This window comes from Sphingomonas sp. DMC8, assembly GCF_056314185.1.
Window position 1 is genome coordinate 592,125 of record NZ_JBQUYV010000001.1, and the last position, 15,146, is coordinate 607,270.

The 15,146-nt window shown below is 63.8% G+C and carries 16 protein-coding genes; 14 read left to right on the forward strand and 2 right to left on the reverse strand.

Features of this window, described 5'->3' with window-relative positions; translation table 11 throughout:
• Positions 1-11 precede the first annotated feature (11 nt).
• The 13 genes from ACT53K_RS02910 to ACT53K_RS02970 all read left to right on the forward strand — a co-directional run bounded on the left by ACT53K_RS02910 (position 12) and on the right by ACT53K_RS02970 (position 10,313).
• Entirely contained in the window at positions 12-818 is an 807-nt protein-coding gene (locus ACT53K_RS02910; protein ID WP_476227026.1) for a hypothetical protein, read from the forward strand.
• Between the two features lie 147 nt (positions 819-965).
• On the forward strand, positions 966-1,496 hold the full coding sequence (gene rplO / locus ACT53K_RS02915; protein WP_476227027.1) for a 50S ribosomal protein L15: 531 nt from the start codon (positions 966-968) through the stop codon (positions 1,494-1,496).
• A 304-nt stretch (positions 1,497-1,800) separates the two neighbouring features.
• Positions 1,801-3,162 carry a preprotein translocase subunit SecY gene (secY, locus tag ACT53K_RS02920; protein ID WP_476227028.1) on the forward strand — a complete coding sequence of 454 codons (1,362 nt, stop codon included), beginning with the start codon at positions 1,801-1,803 and terminating at the stop codon, positions 3,160-3,162.
• Positions 3,163-3,190: 28 nt separating this feature from the next.
• On the forward strand, positions 3,191-3,844 hold the full coding sequence (locus ACT53K_RS02925; protein WP_476227029.1) for an adenylate kinase: 654 nt from the start codon (positions 3,191-3,193) through the stop codon (positions 3,842-3,844).
• Between the two features lie 111 nt (positions 3,845-3,955).
• On the forward strand, positions 3,956-4,210 hold the full coding sequence (locus ACT53K_RS02930) for a hypothetical protein (protein ID WP_476227030.1): 255 nt from the start codon (positions 3,956-3,958) through the stop codon (positions 4,208-4,210).
• Between the two features lie 186 nt (positions 4,211-4,396).
• Complete coding sequence (locus ACT53K_RS02935; RefSeq protein ID WP_476227031.1) at positions 4,397-4,534, forward strand: hypothetical protein; 138 nt, start codon at positions 4,397-4,399, stop codon at positions 4,532-4,534.
• Positions 4,524-4,967, forward strand: a complete 444-nt coding sequence (locus ACT53K_RS02940; protein WP_476227032.1) for a type II toxin-antitoxin system death-on-curing family toxin — start codon at positions 4,524-4,526, stop codon at positions 4,965-4,967. The genes ACT53K_RS02935 and ACT53K_RS02940 overlap by 11 nt, the downstream gene beginning before the upstream one ends.
• Positions 4,968-4,994: 27 nt before the next feature.
• On the forward strand, positions 4,995-6,269 hold the full coding sequence (locus ACT53K_RS02945) for a hypothetical protein (protein WP_476227033.1): 1,275 nt from the start codon (positions 4,995-4,997) through the stop codon (positions 6,267-6,269).
• 776 nt (positions 6,270-7,045) lie between these two features.
• Complete coding sequence (gene rpsM, locus ACT53K_RS02950) at positions 7,046-7,414, forward strand: 30S ribosomal protein S13 (protein WP_476227034.1); 369 nt, start codon at positions 7,046-7,048, stop codon at positions 7,412-7,414.
• A 78-nt stretch (positions 7,415-7,492) separates the two neighbouring features.
• Positions 7,493-7,882, forward strand: a complete 390-nt coding sequence (gene rpsK, locus ACT53K_RS02955) for a 30S ribosomal protein S11 (protein ID WP_010545745.1) — start codon at positions 7,493-7,495, stop codon at positions 7,880-7,882.
• 99 nt (positions 7,883-7,981) lie between these two features.
• Positions 7,982-9,049 carry a DNA-directed RNA polymerase subunit alpha gene (locus tag ACT53K_RS02960; protein WP_476227035.1) on the forward strand — a complete coding sequence of 356 codons (1,068 nt, stop codon included), beginning with the start codon at positions 7,982-7,984 and terminating at the stop codon, positions 9,047-9,049.
• Between the two features lie 263 nt (positions 9,050-9,312).
• Positions 9,313-9,735: a 50S ribosomal protein L17 gene (rplQ, locus tag ACT53K_RS02965; protein ID WP_476227036.1), complete on the forward strand. Its 423-nt coding sequence runs from the start codon at positions 9,313-9,315 to the stop codon at positions 9,733-9,735.
• Between the two features lie 161 nt (positions 9,736-9,896).
• Positions 9,897-10,313, forward strand: a complete 417-nt coding sequence (locus ACT53K_RS02970) for a flagellar basal body rod protein FlgC (protein WP_476227038.1) — start codon at positions 9,897-9,899, stop codon at positions 10,311-10,313.
• Positions 10,314-10,320: 7 nt separating this feature from the next.
• On the opposite strand, the gene ACT53K_RS02975 is transcribed toward ACT53K_RS02970, so the two are convergent.
• Positions 10,321-11,478: a saccharopine dehydrogenase family protein gene (locus ACT53K_RS02975; protein ID WP_476227039.1), complete on the reverse strand. Its 1,158-nt coding sequence runs from the start codon at positions 11,476-11,478 to the stop codon at positions 10,321-10,323.
• Positions 11,479-11,650: 172 nt separating this feature from the next.
• Between ACT53K_RS02975 and ACT53K_RS02980 the strand changes: the two genes are divergently transcribed.
• Positions 11,651-13,264: an NAD(P)/FAD-dependent oxidoreductase gene (locus ACT53K_RS02980; RefSeq protein ID WP_476227040.1), complete on the forward strand. Its 1,614-nt coding sequence runs from the start codon at positions 11,651-11,653 to the stop codon at positions 13,262-13,264.
• Positions 13,265-13,306: 42 nt separating this feature from the next.
• On the opposite strand, the gene ACT53K_RS02985 is transcribed toward ACT53K_RS02980, so the two are convergent.
• A complete protein-coding gene (locus ACT53K_RS02985) occupies positions 13,307-15,085 on the reverse strand; it encodes an ABC transporter transmembrane domain-containing protein (RefSeq protein ID WP_476227041.1) in 1,779 nt (592 codons plus the stop codon).
• Between the last annotated feature and the right edge of the window lie 61 nt (positions 15,086-15,146).

The following is a 15,146-nucleotide window of genomic DNA, read 5'->3' on the forward strand; positions in this document are numbered from 1 at the left end:
ATTCGGTCGTCATGATCGATCAAATGCCAATAGACCGTTCAGACAAGCTTGTTGCTTGGTACAAACAATTCCGCACGGAAATCGATGCTCTTCCGTCGGAAGGTCGTCCCCTGCCTTATGATTGGTGGGTTCTGCCTGAACCATTGCATCCCCTTTTTATGCCTTACAGCCTTATGCTTGGCGAGTATGCTACTGAGCTGGCGAACCTCATCAATGCTCTTAGAGAAAATGTACTGCGTCTCCGGGCATGGGCGTTAGTAGCAGCTCCTTTGGACGACAGCGATAAGCTTGAACTGAGTTTCGAATTTATCGATATGTTGGGCACGGTGGCGCTTGGACAGCCGTACGCTATCAAATCAAAATTCGCATTTGCAGTCGCTCACCTCAGCCATCAAGCAAATAGAGCCAAGAACCCGCAGGGCTGGAAAGATCAGTTCCCCGATGAGCAAATTTACCTGAATCAGGTTGATCCATTCGGCAGGAAGTGGAAAAAGTATCGCACGTTCAAATCGCGACTGGAGCCTCTCGGTGGCGCGAATTTCAAAGCGGCGACGAATAATTTTAGAAATTCCTATAATCACGAGTTTTCTTCGCACATCCTTGTTGGGGTGAGTGGATCAATCAGCAGAAATGTCTACAAAGATTCTGTCGGTTACGAAATTGGTGGACGTGAACCACTCGGCATCGGGGGTATTGCAGACTGTTTGGCAGTCGAGTGTGATCACTGCTACAGGGCATTCGAACAATTTCAGGCCCTGGTAGAGGAGCAAATTCTCGCCGTCGCCGAATGTTCAGCGGATCTGTACCGGACGGGTTAGGTAGCTAGGCGATTCCGCTAGCTACGCAGATGGCGGACATAGGGTTGAGGCAGCCCCACAAACAAGAGTCGACATTCCCCTCGCACGCCGCTATGTGCCCGCGCTTCCTATCAACGCGCGACAAAAGCGAAAGCGAGTGCACACATCATGAAGCTGAACGAACTCAACGACAACCAGGGCGCCCGTCATCGCCGCATCCGTGTGGGCCGTGGTATCGGTTCCGGCAAGGGCAAGACCGGCGGCCGCGGCGTCAAGGGTCAGAAGAGCCGCGAAGGCGTTTCGATCAACGGCTTCGAGGGCGGTCAGATGCCGCTCCACATGCGTCTGCCGAAGCGTGGCTTCAACAACATCTTCGCCAAGGATTATGCCGAGGTGAACCTGGGCGCGATCCAGAAGGCCGTCGACGCCGGCAAGCTGACCGCGACCGACATCGACCATGCCGCGCTGAAGGCCGCTGGCCTGGCCCGTGGCGGCAAGGACGGCGTCCGCATCCTCGCCAAGGGCGAACTGACCGCGAAGCTGAACTTCACCGTCGCCGGCGTGTCGGGTTCGGCCCGTGAGGCGATCGAGAAGGCTGGCGGCACCGTCACCGTGATCGAGGTCGTGCCGGCCGCCGAGAAGCACAAGGCCAAGCACCGCACCGCGCAGGCCGCCGCCAAGGCCGCCAAGCAGGGCTGACGACAAGCGAAGGCGGGGCCGCTGGCTCCGCCTTCCTTCGTGCTGGGCTTGGCAGGCGCGTTGCGAACGAGGCCTTCCACCCCGTCTGTCATCCCGGCGGAAGCCGGGATCCATTCGCCGCTACGTTGCGGCAAGCGCCGATACGGTGACCCCAATGGATTTCGGCCTCCGCCGGAATGACGGGTATGAAGTGCAAGGTGCGGTTTCTTTCCGCGCCCGCTATTAGACAAGCCGCGCACAAGCCCTATATGCATCCCCGCAGGGCGGGGGAGCGCCCGTCACAACTCCGGGACGAAGATACGAAATGGCATCCGCAGCCGACCAGCTGGCCTCCAGCATCAACCTGGCGAAGTTCAGCCAGGCCACCGACCTCAAGAAGCGCCTGTGGTTCACCCTCGGCGCGCTGATCGTGTTCCGGATGCTGAGCTATGTGCCGCTGCCCGGCATCGATCCCACCCAGCTCGGCCTGCTCGCGCAGCAGACCCAGGGCGGCGTGCTCGATTTCTTCAACAATTTCACGGGCGGCGCGCTGTCGCGCATGTCGATCGTGGCGATGGGCGTGATGCCCTATATCACGGCGTCGATCGTCGTGCAGCTTGCCAGCACGCTGTCGCCCCAGCTCGCTGCCATCAAGAAGGAAGGCGAGAGCGGCCGCAAGCGGCTGAACCAGTACACCCGCTACGGCACGGTTGCGCTGACGGCCGTACAGGGCTTCTTCCTGGTGCAGGGGCTTGAAGCCGCCGGCGCCGCCAAGGGTCTGAGCCCGGTGGTCGAGCCCGGCATCGCCTTCACCGCCACCGCCGTGGTCAGCCTGATCGGCGGCACCATGTTCCTGATGTGGCTGGGCGAGCAGATCACCAGCCGCGGCATCGGCAACGGCATTTCGCTGATCATCATGGCCGGCATCGTCGCCCGCCTGCCGGTCACGCTGGTCCAGTTGTTCGAAAGCGGCCGTTCGGGCTCGATCGATCCGCTGCGCCTGATCCTGGTGATCGTCGGCGTCGCGATCCTCGTGCTGTTCATCTGCTTCATGGAGCGCGCCCAGCGCCGCATCCTGATCCAGTATCCGAAGCGCCAGACCGCGCGCGGCGTGCAGGCCGAGCGCAGCCATCTGCCGCTCAAGCTCAACACCGCCGGCGTGATCCCGCCGATCTTCGCCTCGTCGCTGCTGCTGCTGCCGCTGACGATCACCCAGTTCGCCGGCAAGGCCGCGTCGGGCGACAGCTGGTGGGGCGACCTGATCAGCAACCTGAACATCTGGCTGCGCCACGGCTCGCCGATCTACATGTCGCTCTATGCCGCCGGCATCATCTTCTTCTCTTTCTTCTACACCGCCGTGGTGTTCAATCCCGAGGAGACGGCGGACAATCTGAAGCGCTATGGCGGTTTCATCCCCGGCATCCGCCCGGGCAAGAATACCGAGCTTTATTTCGATTACGTCCTCGCCCGCATCACCGTGATCGGCGCAGCCTATCTGACGATCATCTGCCTGGTACCGGAATGGGCCTTTTCGGCGATGAGCATTCCGTTCCTGATGGGCGGCACTAGCCTTCTGATCGTGGTCAACGTAACCATGGACACGGTGACGCAGATCCAGTCGCACTTGCTGGCGCATCAGTATGGCGACCTGATCAAGAAGGCGAAGCTCAAGGGCCGGATGCGCTGAGGCGCCGGCTGTTCTGGGGAGGTTTGCGTTGAATATCATCCTGTTGGGCCCGCCGGGGGCAGGCAAGGGCACCCAGGCAAAGCTGCTCGAAACCGGGCGCGGCATGGTGCAGCTTTCCACCGGCGACATGCTGCGCGCCGCGGTGAAGGCAGGCACGCCGACGGGCCTGAAGGCCAAGGCAGTGATGGAAGCCGGCGAGCTGGTGTCCGACGACATCGTCTCCGGCATCATCGGTGAGCGGCTCGACATGGCCGATACCGAGGCAGGCGCGATCTTCGACGGCTATCCGCGCACCGTGGCCCAGGCGGAATCGCTCGACGCCCTGCTCAGCGAACGCGGCCGCAAGCTCGATTATGTGATCGAGCTGGTGGTCGACGAAGATGCGCTGGTCGAGCGCGTCGAGGGCCGCTTCACCTGCGCCAAGTGCGGCGAAGGCTATCACGACAAGTACAAGCAGCCCAAGGTGGCGGGCGTGTGCGACGTGTGCGGTTCGACCGAGTTCAAGCGCCGCCCCGACGACAATGCCGAAACGGTGCGCACCCGCATGGCCGAATACCGCGCCAAGACCGCGCCGATCCTGCCATTCTACGAGGCGAAGGGACTGGTCCGCCGCGTCGACGGCATGGCCGATATCGACGAAGTGACGCGGCAGATCGCCGCGGTACTCGACGGGCAGGGATAACGGCCAAGGATAACAGGAAGGGCGGGGGAGGCCCCGCCCTTTTTGTTTGCGGGGATTTATTGGGCGTCCTCGGCTTACGCCCCGCTGCCGGGCGCATCAGGATTGGGCACTATGGGACACGTCGATATGTTCAACGTGGTGGTCGGTGTCGTCCTCATCTTGGGCGTGGTGCTTTGGCTCATCCGCTTGGCCCGGTTCGCGAAGGAAGGCGAAATCCACCTCGTGATGAGCGCAGGCGGTGACGGGCTGATTGGGCAGGTGTTGCGGTCGGAACGCCCCCTGCTTTTCTGGACGGTATGGGCGGCCAATGTCGCGCTGGTGGTTGCCGCGCTTGCGGTCTTTATCGTTTTCGTGGTGCTAGGGTGACGAGGCAGGGTTGTTCGCAACCCAATTCAAACGGCTGAATTGGGCGAGCCCAAAATGGCGACGCCAAATTCAACCCTTCGTTGACTCCTGCGTTCTATACCCGATATTGAATTGCGTATCGATCCAGACGGATCGGACTGGCAGAGGCGTTCTGCCAGTTCAGGCCACAGACGCTAGGAGGGCGAGATGGCAACGACATTTCGAGTCCCCCAGACGGTGCGCCAGGACCGCAAGGCGCGCCCGCGTCCTGCGTCCGATCGCGAGCAGCTGCGCAAGCTGATCAACGAACAGTACGACAACACCCTCAATTATCTTGGACGATGAGCCTCTCTGGCTGACGCTCGACGACGTCAGGCAGATTCACGCGGAACAGATTCGGCTGCGTGGCGGGCTCGGCGGCGTCAAGGACGAGGGGCTCGTTGAAAGCGCGCTGGCAGCGCCGGTGAATTTGTTGCGATATGAACTGGTCGACGACGTGCTCGCGCTCGGCATTCGCTTGTGCATGGCGATTGCGCGTAACCACGGCTATCTCGATGGCAACAAGCGCACCGGCACTGCGGCGATGCTCGAATTCCTTGCCCTCAACGGTTTCTGGCTCAAGGTTCCCGACGACAATGCGCAGCACCCGCTTCTGGGTACGCTGGTCGAGCAATGCCTGGTCCGTGAAATCAGTGAAATGCAGCTTTACGAGCGGCTCGATCCGTACCTCCTCGTCGTTGATGTCGACGACGATCCGGGGGCTGCGGCCCACCGCTAGCCGCGCGGTGCTGGAGATTGTAAGGCAATGAGCAAGGCCACTACCAACAGTCACCCGCCCGAGGTGACAGAACTCCTCCTCGCGTCGATGTTTCGCGCGCGCCATCCTGATCGGCGACGGCACGGATTCGTGTTCAATAGGCCGGGCGCGTCGCTGTTTGACGGCGGCGGGGGAACCGAGGTCAATTACGACAATCGCCTGCTGTTGCGCACCGCTCTGTATCTTCGCAAGCATGGCGCGCCGCACTTGCGCTCGCTGTCCATCAGCAAGCTCGAGAGCGAGCTGACCGGGTTCGTCGCTACCCATTACTACCTGCTTGCCGGCGAGGCCTTCCTGCAGGCATTCGACGACAGTTATGCGGCGCATGTGTCACCCGCAGTTAAGGTGGCGTTCACGGCTGCGCTCGCAGCATCGAGCTTGTTCATCGAGCCCCTAGAAACGACCTTGTTCCCACTGGTCCCGATCCACATCGAACAGCCGTTCGTTACGGACAAATTCTTTCTTTGCGCGCCCGGAGAGCTCGCCGGTTTGCTGAGCGACGTGGCGCCGCCCCGCGATCTCGTACCGGACAGCTTTCCTCCGCTCACTATGTGGGACGGGCGCCGCGAAAAGCCGGCCGCTTGGCTCGGCGCGCGGGCGCCCAATCTCGACGCGGCGCGACAGATTCGGGCGGCAGTGCTCGGCGCGGTCGCGCTCCTGCCGCATCATTACGAGCGCTACACCTTCAGTGGCCGCGCGATGTTTGGTGGCTACGCCACCCTTTCAGATCGCTGGTCACTGGCTTTCGGCGCCCCCCACACACCAGCGCTAATGACCGACATCGTCATCGACGCTGCCGACCACCACTGGTTGAACGCTCTGGGGCACAAGCTCGCGTCCCCGGCCAAAGTCGACAGACGCCAGCTGCGAGCGCTTGAATATTACTATCGTGCCTGGGCACCCGATCCGGTTAGGCGCTTCCCGACCCTGTTCGCCGCGATTGACGCCATCTTCGGCGATGCCGGCGCGGCGACGCAATCGGTGGTCGATGCGGTAAGCCCGGTCATGGGAGCCGATTATTCGCATGACCGGATTAGGCTGATGCTGGGGCTGCGCGCCAGTGTGATCCATGGCGGTGCTCCCAACGTCTATGAGTCGAGCAAGTACGAGGAATATTACGAGCGCTACGAAACTGACCCCATCAAAGACCTCGAGCTAATCGTCGCGCGATGCCTTCAGGCCGTGATCTTTCCTGGCGTGCTGACCGAACGGCCTCACACCCACCGCGACCTCATCCTGCGCGAGACGGGGCGAGCAGTCTAGCCGAACTCTCGCTTCCACCCCTGTAACCGCCGTTCCGGTCCGTTTAAAAGAATGACGGCTTCCACTACCGCGCAATCCTGATCGAATGACCGAATTTGGGGTGCAAAGCCGGCCGATTTGCGCGACCCGAATGGCGGGTTTCAGCAAAAGCCGGTGTTAAACTTAACGCCGCTGAATGTCTTGAGCTGGTCGGGAGGTGCCACAAGGCGGAACTGGCTCAACGGCAGCTTTGCCTATTCCTTCCCCGAAATACGGTCATGTCGGCCTCCCACCACCTTCAGACGCTCCACGAACCCCTTGCTCGCTCCAAATTGTTCCCCATATGTTCAATTCGCGCCCCCACAAGCTGCCGCTTTTTGAGCCTGTCGGATCAGCACCCGTCTGCCCTCGCGCACATACGCGCGTGAGCCTAAACTTCCTAAACTTCAGTCGGTGGTCAGGGTCCGGCGCGGCGGTTCTCCATCCACTGCCAGCCATTCAGCCCGCACCCCGCGTCACCACCCCACCGCCTTATCCGAAATGGGACGCATGTCGCCGCCGGCGGCGCTGCCATGCTTGGCGCGGCGGGAACCATGGTGTATGAATCCGGTTCTAGCTTTCTCCCTCCGCAGCGCTTGACTCAGCGCCTGCGGCGGCATATGTCGCCCATCTTCCGAGATAGTGAAACCCGGCGGCGCCGTTGTGCGCCCGTCGTGCCGCTGCATTTCGGAAGTCAACGCTACGAGATGGGGTGCTGCTGCCATGCGGCGCCCTGTGGAGCTGGGAGAACAAGGTTCATGGCACGTATTGCGGGTGTTAACATCCCGACCAACAAGCGCGTCGTTATCGCGCTGCAGTATATCCACGGCATTGGCGCGGCCAAGGCCAAGGAAATCACCGAGAAGCTGGGCATCTCGCCGGAGCGCCGCGTGCAGGACCTGAGCGATCAGGAAGTGCTGCAGATCCGCGAGACGATCGACGCCGGCTACACCGTGGAAGGTGATCTTCGTCGCGAAGTCGCGATGAACATCAAGCGCCTGATGGACCTGGCCTGCTATCGCGGCCTGCGTCACCGCAAGGGTCTGCCGGTCCGCGGCCAGCGCACGCACACCAATGCGCGCACCCGCAAGGGCAAGGCCAAGCCGATCGCAGGCAAGAAGAAGTAAGCCGCGCCTCCAGCGCGCTCTTCTTCCCCTGAGGCCCCGAGCCTCCAGGCATCAAGCTTCAAGGTCAGGAATTTCCAAATGGCACGTGAACCGCAGCGCATTCGCCGTCGCGAGCGCAAGAACATCACCGCCGGCGTCGCCCATGTGAACGCCAGCTTCAACAACACCATGATCACGATCACCGACGCGCAGGGCAATGCGATCAGCTGGTCGTCGGCTGGCATGATGGGCTTCAAGGGCTCGCGCAAGTCGACCCCGTACGCCGCCCAGGTCGCCGCCGAAGACGCCGGCCGCAAGGCTGCCGAGCACGGCGTGCGCACGCTCGAAGTGGAAGTGAAGGGTCCGGGTTCGGGCCGTGAGTCGGCGCTCCGCGCGCTGCAGGCGGTCGGCTTCCAGATCACTTCGATCCGCGACGTGACGCCGATCCCGCATAACGGCGTGCGTCCGTCGAAGCGCCGTCGCGTCTGATACGTCCTGCTGGTGCCGCAGGCCCTGAGGCGGGTCTGCGGTCCTGCAGTAGTTACCTGGCGGGGGAAGCCTCACCCCTGCCCAACATGAGGAAAGCCCGTGTCGGTCAACGCTAAGAACTGGCAGGAACTCAAGAAGCCCAACGGCCTCGAGAAGAAGCCCGGTGGCGATCCCAAGCGCAAGTCGACCTTTGTCGCGGAACCGCTGGAGCGGGGCTTCGGCCTGACGCTGGGCAACGCGCTGCGTCGCGTGCTGCTGTCGTCGCTCCAGGGCGCGGCAGTCACCTCGATCAAGATCGAGAACGTTCTGCACGAATTCTCGTCGCTCGCCGGCGTGCGGGAGGACGTGACGGATATCGTCCTCAACGTGAAGCAGATCGCGCTGAAGATGCAGGGCGAAGGCCCGAAGCGTCTGCAGCTTTCGGCAACCGGCCCGGCGGAAGTCAAGGCCGGCGACATCGCGGTTTCGGGCGACATCGAAGTGATGAACCCGGATCTGGTGATCTGCCATCTCGACGATGGCGCGACGCTGAACATGGAACTGACCGCCGATGTGGGCAAGGGCTATGTCCCCGCCACGTCGAACCGTCCGGCCGATGCGCCGATCGGCCTGATCCCGGTCGATGCGCTGTTCAGCCCGGTGCGCCAGGTGTCGTACAAGGTCGAGAATACCCGCGTCGGCCAGGAACTCGATTACGACAAGCTGACGCTGACGATCGAGACCGACGGCACCGTCGCTCCCGAGGACGCGCTCGCTTATGCCGCGCGCATCCTGCAGGACCAGCTGGCGCTGTTCGTCCATTTCGACGATTCGTCGGTGACGCGTGCTGCGCCGGTCGGCATGGCGCCGGCGGCGGCTCCGGCGGAAGGTGGCGCGGGCGATACCGCGCAGATCAACCGCTATCTGCTCAAGAAGGTCGACGAGCTCGAACTCTCGGTGCGTTCGGCCAACTGCCTCAAGAACGACAACATCATCTATATCGGTGACCTGGTCCAGAAGACCGAAGCCGAGATGCTGCGCACGCCGAACTTCGGCCGCAAGTCGCTCAACGAGATCAAGGAAGTCCTCTCCAGCATGGGCCTGCGCCTGGGCATGGAAATCCCGGGCTGGCCGCCCGAGAATATCGAGGAAATGGCCAAGAAGCTCGAGCAGGAGATCATGGGCTGAGCCGCACGCGGGTAGCGCGAGCTACCCGCGAGACGGCGAAGCCCGGCCGGCGGGGCCGCAGGCCCCGACCGACGACGCGGCTCTGCCGCGTCGGGCCGGCAACGGAAGTTTGGCGCAAGCCTAAACTTCCTAAACTTCAGCTCCCGGAAGTTGGGTTTACGCCTAAACTTCCTAAACTTCGGGTTTTGGGCGGTGGCCCGTTTCGCACCGCCTGGCTTGGGGTTCCGTAAGACGGCCCCCTGACGAACGAAGGGAAGAATATCATGCGTCATCGTTATGGCGGTCGCAAGCTGCAGCGTACCTCGGCCCATCGCGCGGCCCTGTTCCGCAACATGTCGGCCGCGCTGATCAAGCACGAGCAGATCACCACCACCCTCGCCAAGGCGAAGGAACTGCGTCCGTACGTCGAAAAGCTGATCACCCTCGCCAAGAAGGGTGGCCTGTCGAACCGTCGTCTGGCCCATGCCCGTCTGCTCGACGACGCGCAGCTGGTGAAGCTGTTCGATGTGCTGGCGGCGCGCTATGCCGATCGCAACGGCGGCTACACCCGCATCATCAAGGCCGGCATCCGCGCCTCGGACGCCTCGCCGATGGCGATCATCGAGTTCGTCGACCGCGACGTTTCGGCCAAGGGCCAGGACTCGGGTCCGGTGATCTCGGACGAGGATTTCGACGAAGCCGCCTGATCGGCCGGATCGAACCTAAAGCAGGATGGCGGTCGCGTGCAGCGGCCGCCATTTTTGTGTGGAGGCGGGAAGATGGCGTGCGTGGCGTTAACGCTCTGCCGCAACCGGGGCGTAAGCAGGCCCATGCGATGCTGGGCCATGGACCTTGAAAGGCGCCTGTCATGATCGCCGCCAGTATCGGCTATTCGGGCCTGCAGGCCAGCGTGACGCGGCTCAACGCCAGCGCCCAGAACGTCGCCAACGCCAACACCACCGGCGAGACGCCGAAGGCAGTGGCCGCGGCAAGTGCGGCGGGGCGGGTGGCGAACAGCGCCTATCAGCCGGTGATGGTCTATCAGGCGGCGGTGGCCGGGGGCGGGGTGAACGCCCGTCCGGTTCCGGCAGTGCCCGGCGTCACCAACCGCTACGATCCCGATTCCCGCGATGCCGATGACGACGGCATGGTCGCCGCCCCGGATGTCGACTATGCCGCCGAGGATGCCGAGCAGCGCAGGGCGCTCTCCGCCTATCGCACCAACCTCGCGGTAATCCGCACCGCGAACCAGATGGAAGGCACGCTGCTCGACCGGCGCGCCTGAGTGGTCGTTACTCGACCGCGAAGGTCAGTCCCGCATGGTCCTCCAGCCGCTTTTGCAGGGCGGCGGGCATCAGCGCCCCCGCCGTCCAGATGCCGCCTTCGCCTTGCACGTCGCGCAGCAGGCACATCGCGCTTTCGGCGATCATCTTGCTGGTCGAGCCATAGCCCGGGTCGCGGTCGCCCTTGACGCTTAGGCGCACTGACTGGCCGTCGGCAGCCTCCGCGACGAAGAGGAGGTCGTAATAGCCGTTGTCACGCTCTTCCTTGCTGGGGCCTTCGCCGGGAGCCGGCCCCTTGTCGGCGGTCATCGGATTGAACTTGGCGAGCGCTTCGGCTGCCGCCTTGCCGACTTCACCCAGGCCGGGGACGATGACCATCTCGTCATATTGGAAATCGCGGCCATAGGGGAAGCCGGCCAGGAAGTTACTGCGATGGACATTTTTGGTGTTGATCACTGCCATCATGAACGGCGCGACCCACGCATCGACCGCTGCATCGTGGTGCGGAACCATGCCGTTCGGCTGGTGCGGGCCATCGAAGCCGGGCGCGAGCGCGAAGGGATCGACCATCAGCTTGAGGATCGAGGGATCCCGCGCGGCGGCGGCCATGGTTGCCTTGCCGCTGGCGAAGGTGCCGCCCGAGAAGGTTCCCTTCATCGCGCGGATGCGCCCCTTAACGCGCGGCGCAGGCTTGCCGAAGCGCTTGGCCGCTTCCTGCTGCACGGCCCAGACGCCGAGGTCGAAGGGCACCGAGTCGAAACCGCACGAAAAAACGATCCGTGCCCCGCTGGCTTTGGCGGCGGCGTCATATTTGTCGATCATCTGGCGCATCCAGGCGGGCTCCCCGCACAGATCGACATAGGCGGTGCCGGTTTTTGCGCAGGCGGCAAGCAGCGCTTCGCCATAGAGTTGATAGGGGCCGACGGTGGTGATGACGACCGTAGCACGCGCCACCAGCGCCTCCAGCGCGGCGGGATCGTCGGCATTGGCGGTGAGCAGCGGGGTATCGGCGGGAGCTCCGATTTCGTCCCGCACCTGCTGCAGCTTGCTCAGTGAGCGGCCGGCCATTGCCCAGCGGACATCCGGATAGGTGGCGGCGAGATATTCGGCGACCAGCCGGCCGGTAAAACCGGTGGCACCATAGACGATCAGGTCGAACTCGGCCATGTTCCTCTCCCCGTGGATACCCGACATTCCAATCGGTGGTCGTGCATCTGTTTCAGTGGCATACCCATAACGCCGTTTATGGGCGGGTGCCAGCTTCAACCCGGACCCTTGCCGCCCGCGCCCTTGCAGCTACATGGGGGCTTCCCGTTCACCCCCTGGAACACCGTACCCCATGCTTCGCCTTTCCGGACTATCTCTGCCGCTCGATCAACCCGCAGATGCGCTGCCCGGCGCCATCGCGGCACGGCTGGGGGTGAAGGCCGCGGCGGTGCGTGGATTTACCGTGTTCAAGCGCGGGAATGACGCGCGGCGGCGCAATGCGATCCAGCTCGTCTATACGGTCGATGTCGATCTGGACGGCGAGGCGGAGGTGCTGGCGCGGCTGGCCGGCGACAAGGATGTGCGGCCGACGCCCGACATGACTTATCGCACCCCGGTCCATGCGCCGCAGGGCTGGCAGGGGTTGCGGCCGGTGGTGATCGGAGCGGGCCCGTGCGGGCTGTTCGCCGGGCTAATCCTGGCGCAGATGGGTTTTCGGCCGATCATCCTCGACCGCGGCAAGATTGTGCGCGAGCGGACCAAGGACACCTGGGGCCTGTGGCGCCGTTCCGAGTTGAACCCGGACTCGAACGTGCAGTTCGGCGAGGGCGGGGCCGGTACCTTTTCCGACGGCAAGCTCTATTGCCGGGTGAAGGATCCGCGCTTCCTCGGTCGCAAGGTGCTGGAGGAGTTCGTCAAGGCCGGTGCGCCCGACGACATATTGTGGCAGGCACATCCGCATATCGGCACCTTCCGCCTCGTGACCATGGTGGAAAGTATGCGCCGCACCATCGAGGCGCTGGGCGGCGAATATCGCTGGCAGACGCGCGTCGACGAGATCGAGCTGGACGCACAGCGCAACGTGCGCGGGCTGCACTTGCACGATGGCAGTTTTCTGGAGGCGGACCATGTCGTGCTGGCAGTTGGGCACAGCGCACGGCCGACCTTCGAGATGCTGCACCGGCGCGGCGTGCATATCGAGGCAAAGCCCTTTTCGATCGGCGTGCGGATCGAGCATCCGCAAAGCTGGATCGATCAGGCGCGGTTCGGCAAATGCGCGAAGCACCCCGATCTGGGCGCCGCGGCCTATGCGCTGTCGCATCACTGCGCCAACGGTAGGACGGTCTATAGCTTTTGCATGTGCCCCGGTGGGCGGGTGGTTGCGGCGACCAGCGAGGAGGGGCGTGTCGTCACGAACGGCATGAGCCAATATTCGCGCGCCGAGTTCAATGCCAATTCGGGGCTGGTTGTCGCGATCGATCCGGCGCGCGATTATCCCGACGGGCCGCTGGCTGGCATCGCGCTCCAGCGGCACTGGGAGGATGCGGCATTCATTGCAGGTGGTTCCAATTACAACGCGCCGGGGCAGTTGGTGGGCGATCTGCTCGCAGGGCGTCCCTCGACCGCGCTGGGTGAGGTGGTCCCCAGCTACAAACCCGGCGTTACGATGACCGACCTGTCTGCGTGCCTGCCGGGCTTCGTGATCGAAGCCTTTCGCGAGGCGCTGCCGGTGTTCGGGCGGCAGATTGCCCGGTACGACCATCCGGACGCAGTGATGACGGGAGTGGAGACGCGCACCTCTTCACCGATACGGATCACGCGCGGGGCGGATTTCCAGAGCCTCAATACCGGCCGCCTGTTCCCGGCGGGAGAGGGGGCTGGCTATGCCGGCGGCATCCTTTCGGCCGCGATCGACGGGATCAAGGTTGCCGAGGCGGTCGCGAAGAGTCTGGTGGGCTCGGCGTGAACCCCGTTATCCCAGCGAAAGCTGGGGCGACGGCTCTCGTTTTTACGCGGCTTCGTGGAACTGCAGCGCGGCGAGCCGGGCGTAGAGCCCGCCCTTGGCGACCAGTTCGGCGTGGGTGCCGGTCTCGACGATGCGGCCTTCGTCCATCACGATGATCCGCCCCGCCGCCCGGACGGTGGCGAGGCGGTGGGCGATGACCAGCGTGGTGCGGCCCTGCATCAGATGTTCGAGCGCATCCTGTACCAGCCGCTCGCTTTCCGCATCGAGTGCGCTGGTTGCTTCGTCGAGCAGCAGTATCGGCGCATCGCGAAGCAGCGCGCGGGCGATCGCGATCCGCTGGCGCTGGCCTCCCGATAGACGCGCGCCGCCTTCCCCCAGGAAGGTATCGAGCCCTTGCGGCAGGTCGCCCAGGAAATCGGCTGCATTGGCGGCCTCGGCGGCGGCCCAGATCGCTTCGTCGCTCGCCTCCCAGGCGCCATAGCGCAAATTGTCGCGGGCGCTGGCGCCGAAGATCACGGTTTCCTGCGGTACCATCGCCATGCGGGCCCGAATGTCGGCGGGGTCGGCTTTGGGAAGCGCCACGCCGTCGATGCGGATTTCGCCCGCTTCGGGATCGTAGAAGCGCTGGAGCAGCTGGAACAGGGTCGACTTGCCGGCGCCCGAAGGGCCGACGACCGCCACTGTTTCGCCCGGCGCCACGAACAGCGAGAAGTCCTGGAGTGCCGACACTTCCGGCCGGGTGGGATAGCGGAAGGTCACGCAATCGAACGCAATCGCCCCCTCGGCCGGACTGGGCAGGCCGACCGGGTTGGCGGGCGCCCCGATATCGGGCTGTTGCATCAGCAGCTCGGCCAGGCGGGCGGCCGCGCCCGATGCGCGGAGCAGGTCGCCATACACTTCGGTGAGTGCCCCGAACGAGCCGGTGACGAGGCCGGCCGTGATAACGAAGGCCGTGATTGCGCCGCCGGTAATCTGGCCCGTTGCGACGCCGGAAACGGCATCCCACATGATGAGCGTGATCGCGGTGAACAACAGGCCGATCACCAGCGCGGTCATGATCGCGCGCAGGGCGATCCGCTGCTTTGCGGCGGCGAAGCTGCGGGTCACTGCATCCTGAAAGCGTTGCCCTTCGCGTCGTTCCTGGCCGAATGCCTGAACGATGCGCATCGCGCCCAGCGTTTCGGAGGCGATGGCGCCAATGTCCGCAATTCGGTCCTGGCTCGAGCGTGAGAGCTGGCGCACCCGGCCGCCCAGCCACACAATCGGCAGTACGGTCAGCGGAATGCCGACCACCAGAAAGGCGGCGATCTTCGGCGCCAGCGCGAACAGATAGATCACGCCGCCAAACCCGGTCAGGAAGTTGCGTAGCGCAATCGACACCGTCGACCCCACCACCTGTTCGACAATCGCCGTATCTGAAGTGAGCCGCGAGGCGATTTCAGAGGGGCGGTTTTCCTCGAACCATTTCGGCGGCAGGCGCAACAGGTTGCGGTGCACCGCCACGCGCAGATCAGCGATCGTCTTTTCCGAAACCCAGGACACGAAATAGAACCGCACCGCTGTCGCCAGCGACAGCACCAGAATCACCGCCAGCAACCCCTGGAAATAGACGCCGATCTTGCTGGTGTCGGCCCCGGCGGCAAAGCCATTGTCGACAATCTGCTTGAACGTGCGCGGTATCCACAGCGTCGCGGCGGACGAGGTCAGCAATGCCAGCGTCGCGATCGCGATCTGTAGCGGATAACGGCGGGTGAAGCCCCAGATCAGAAGGAGGCTGCTCAGCTTGCGCGGCGCGGGCGCCTGCGGGGTCGGTTCGGCCATGGCAGGAGCGAGTAGCGCGGTTCGGCGCGGAGGGAAACACCCTCCGGAGACTCCCAATTAA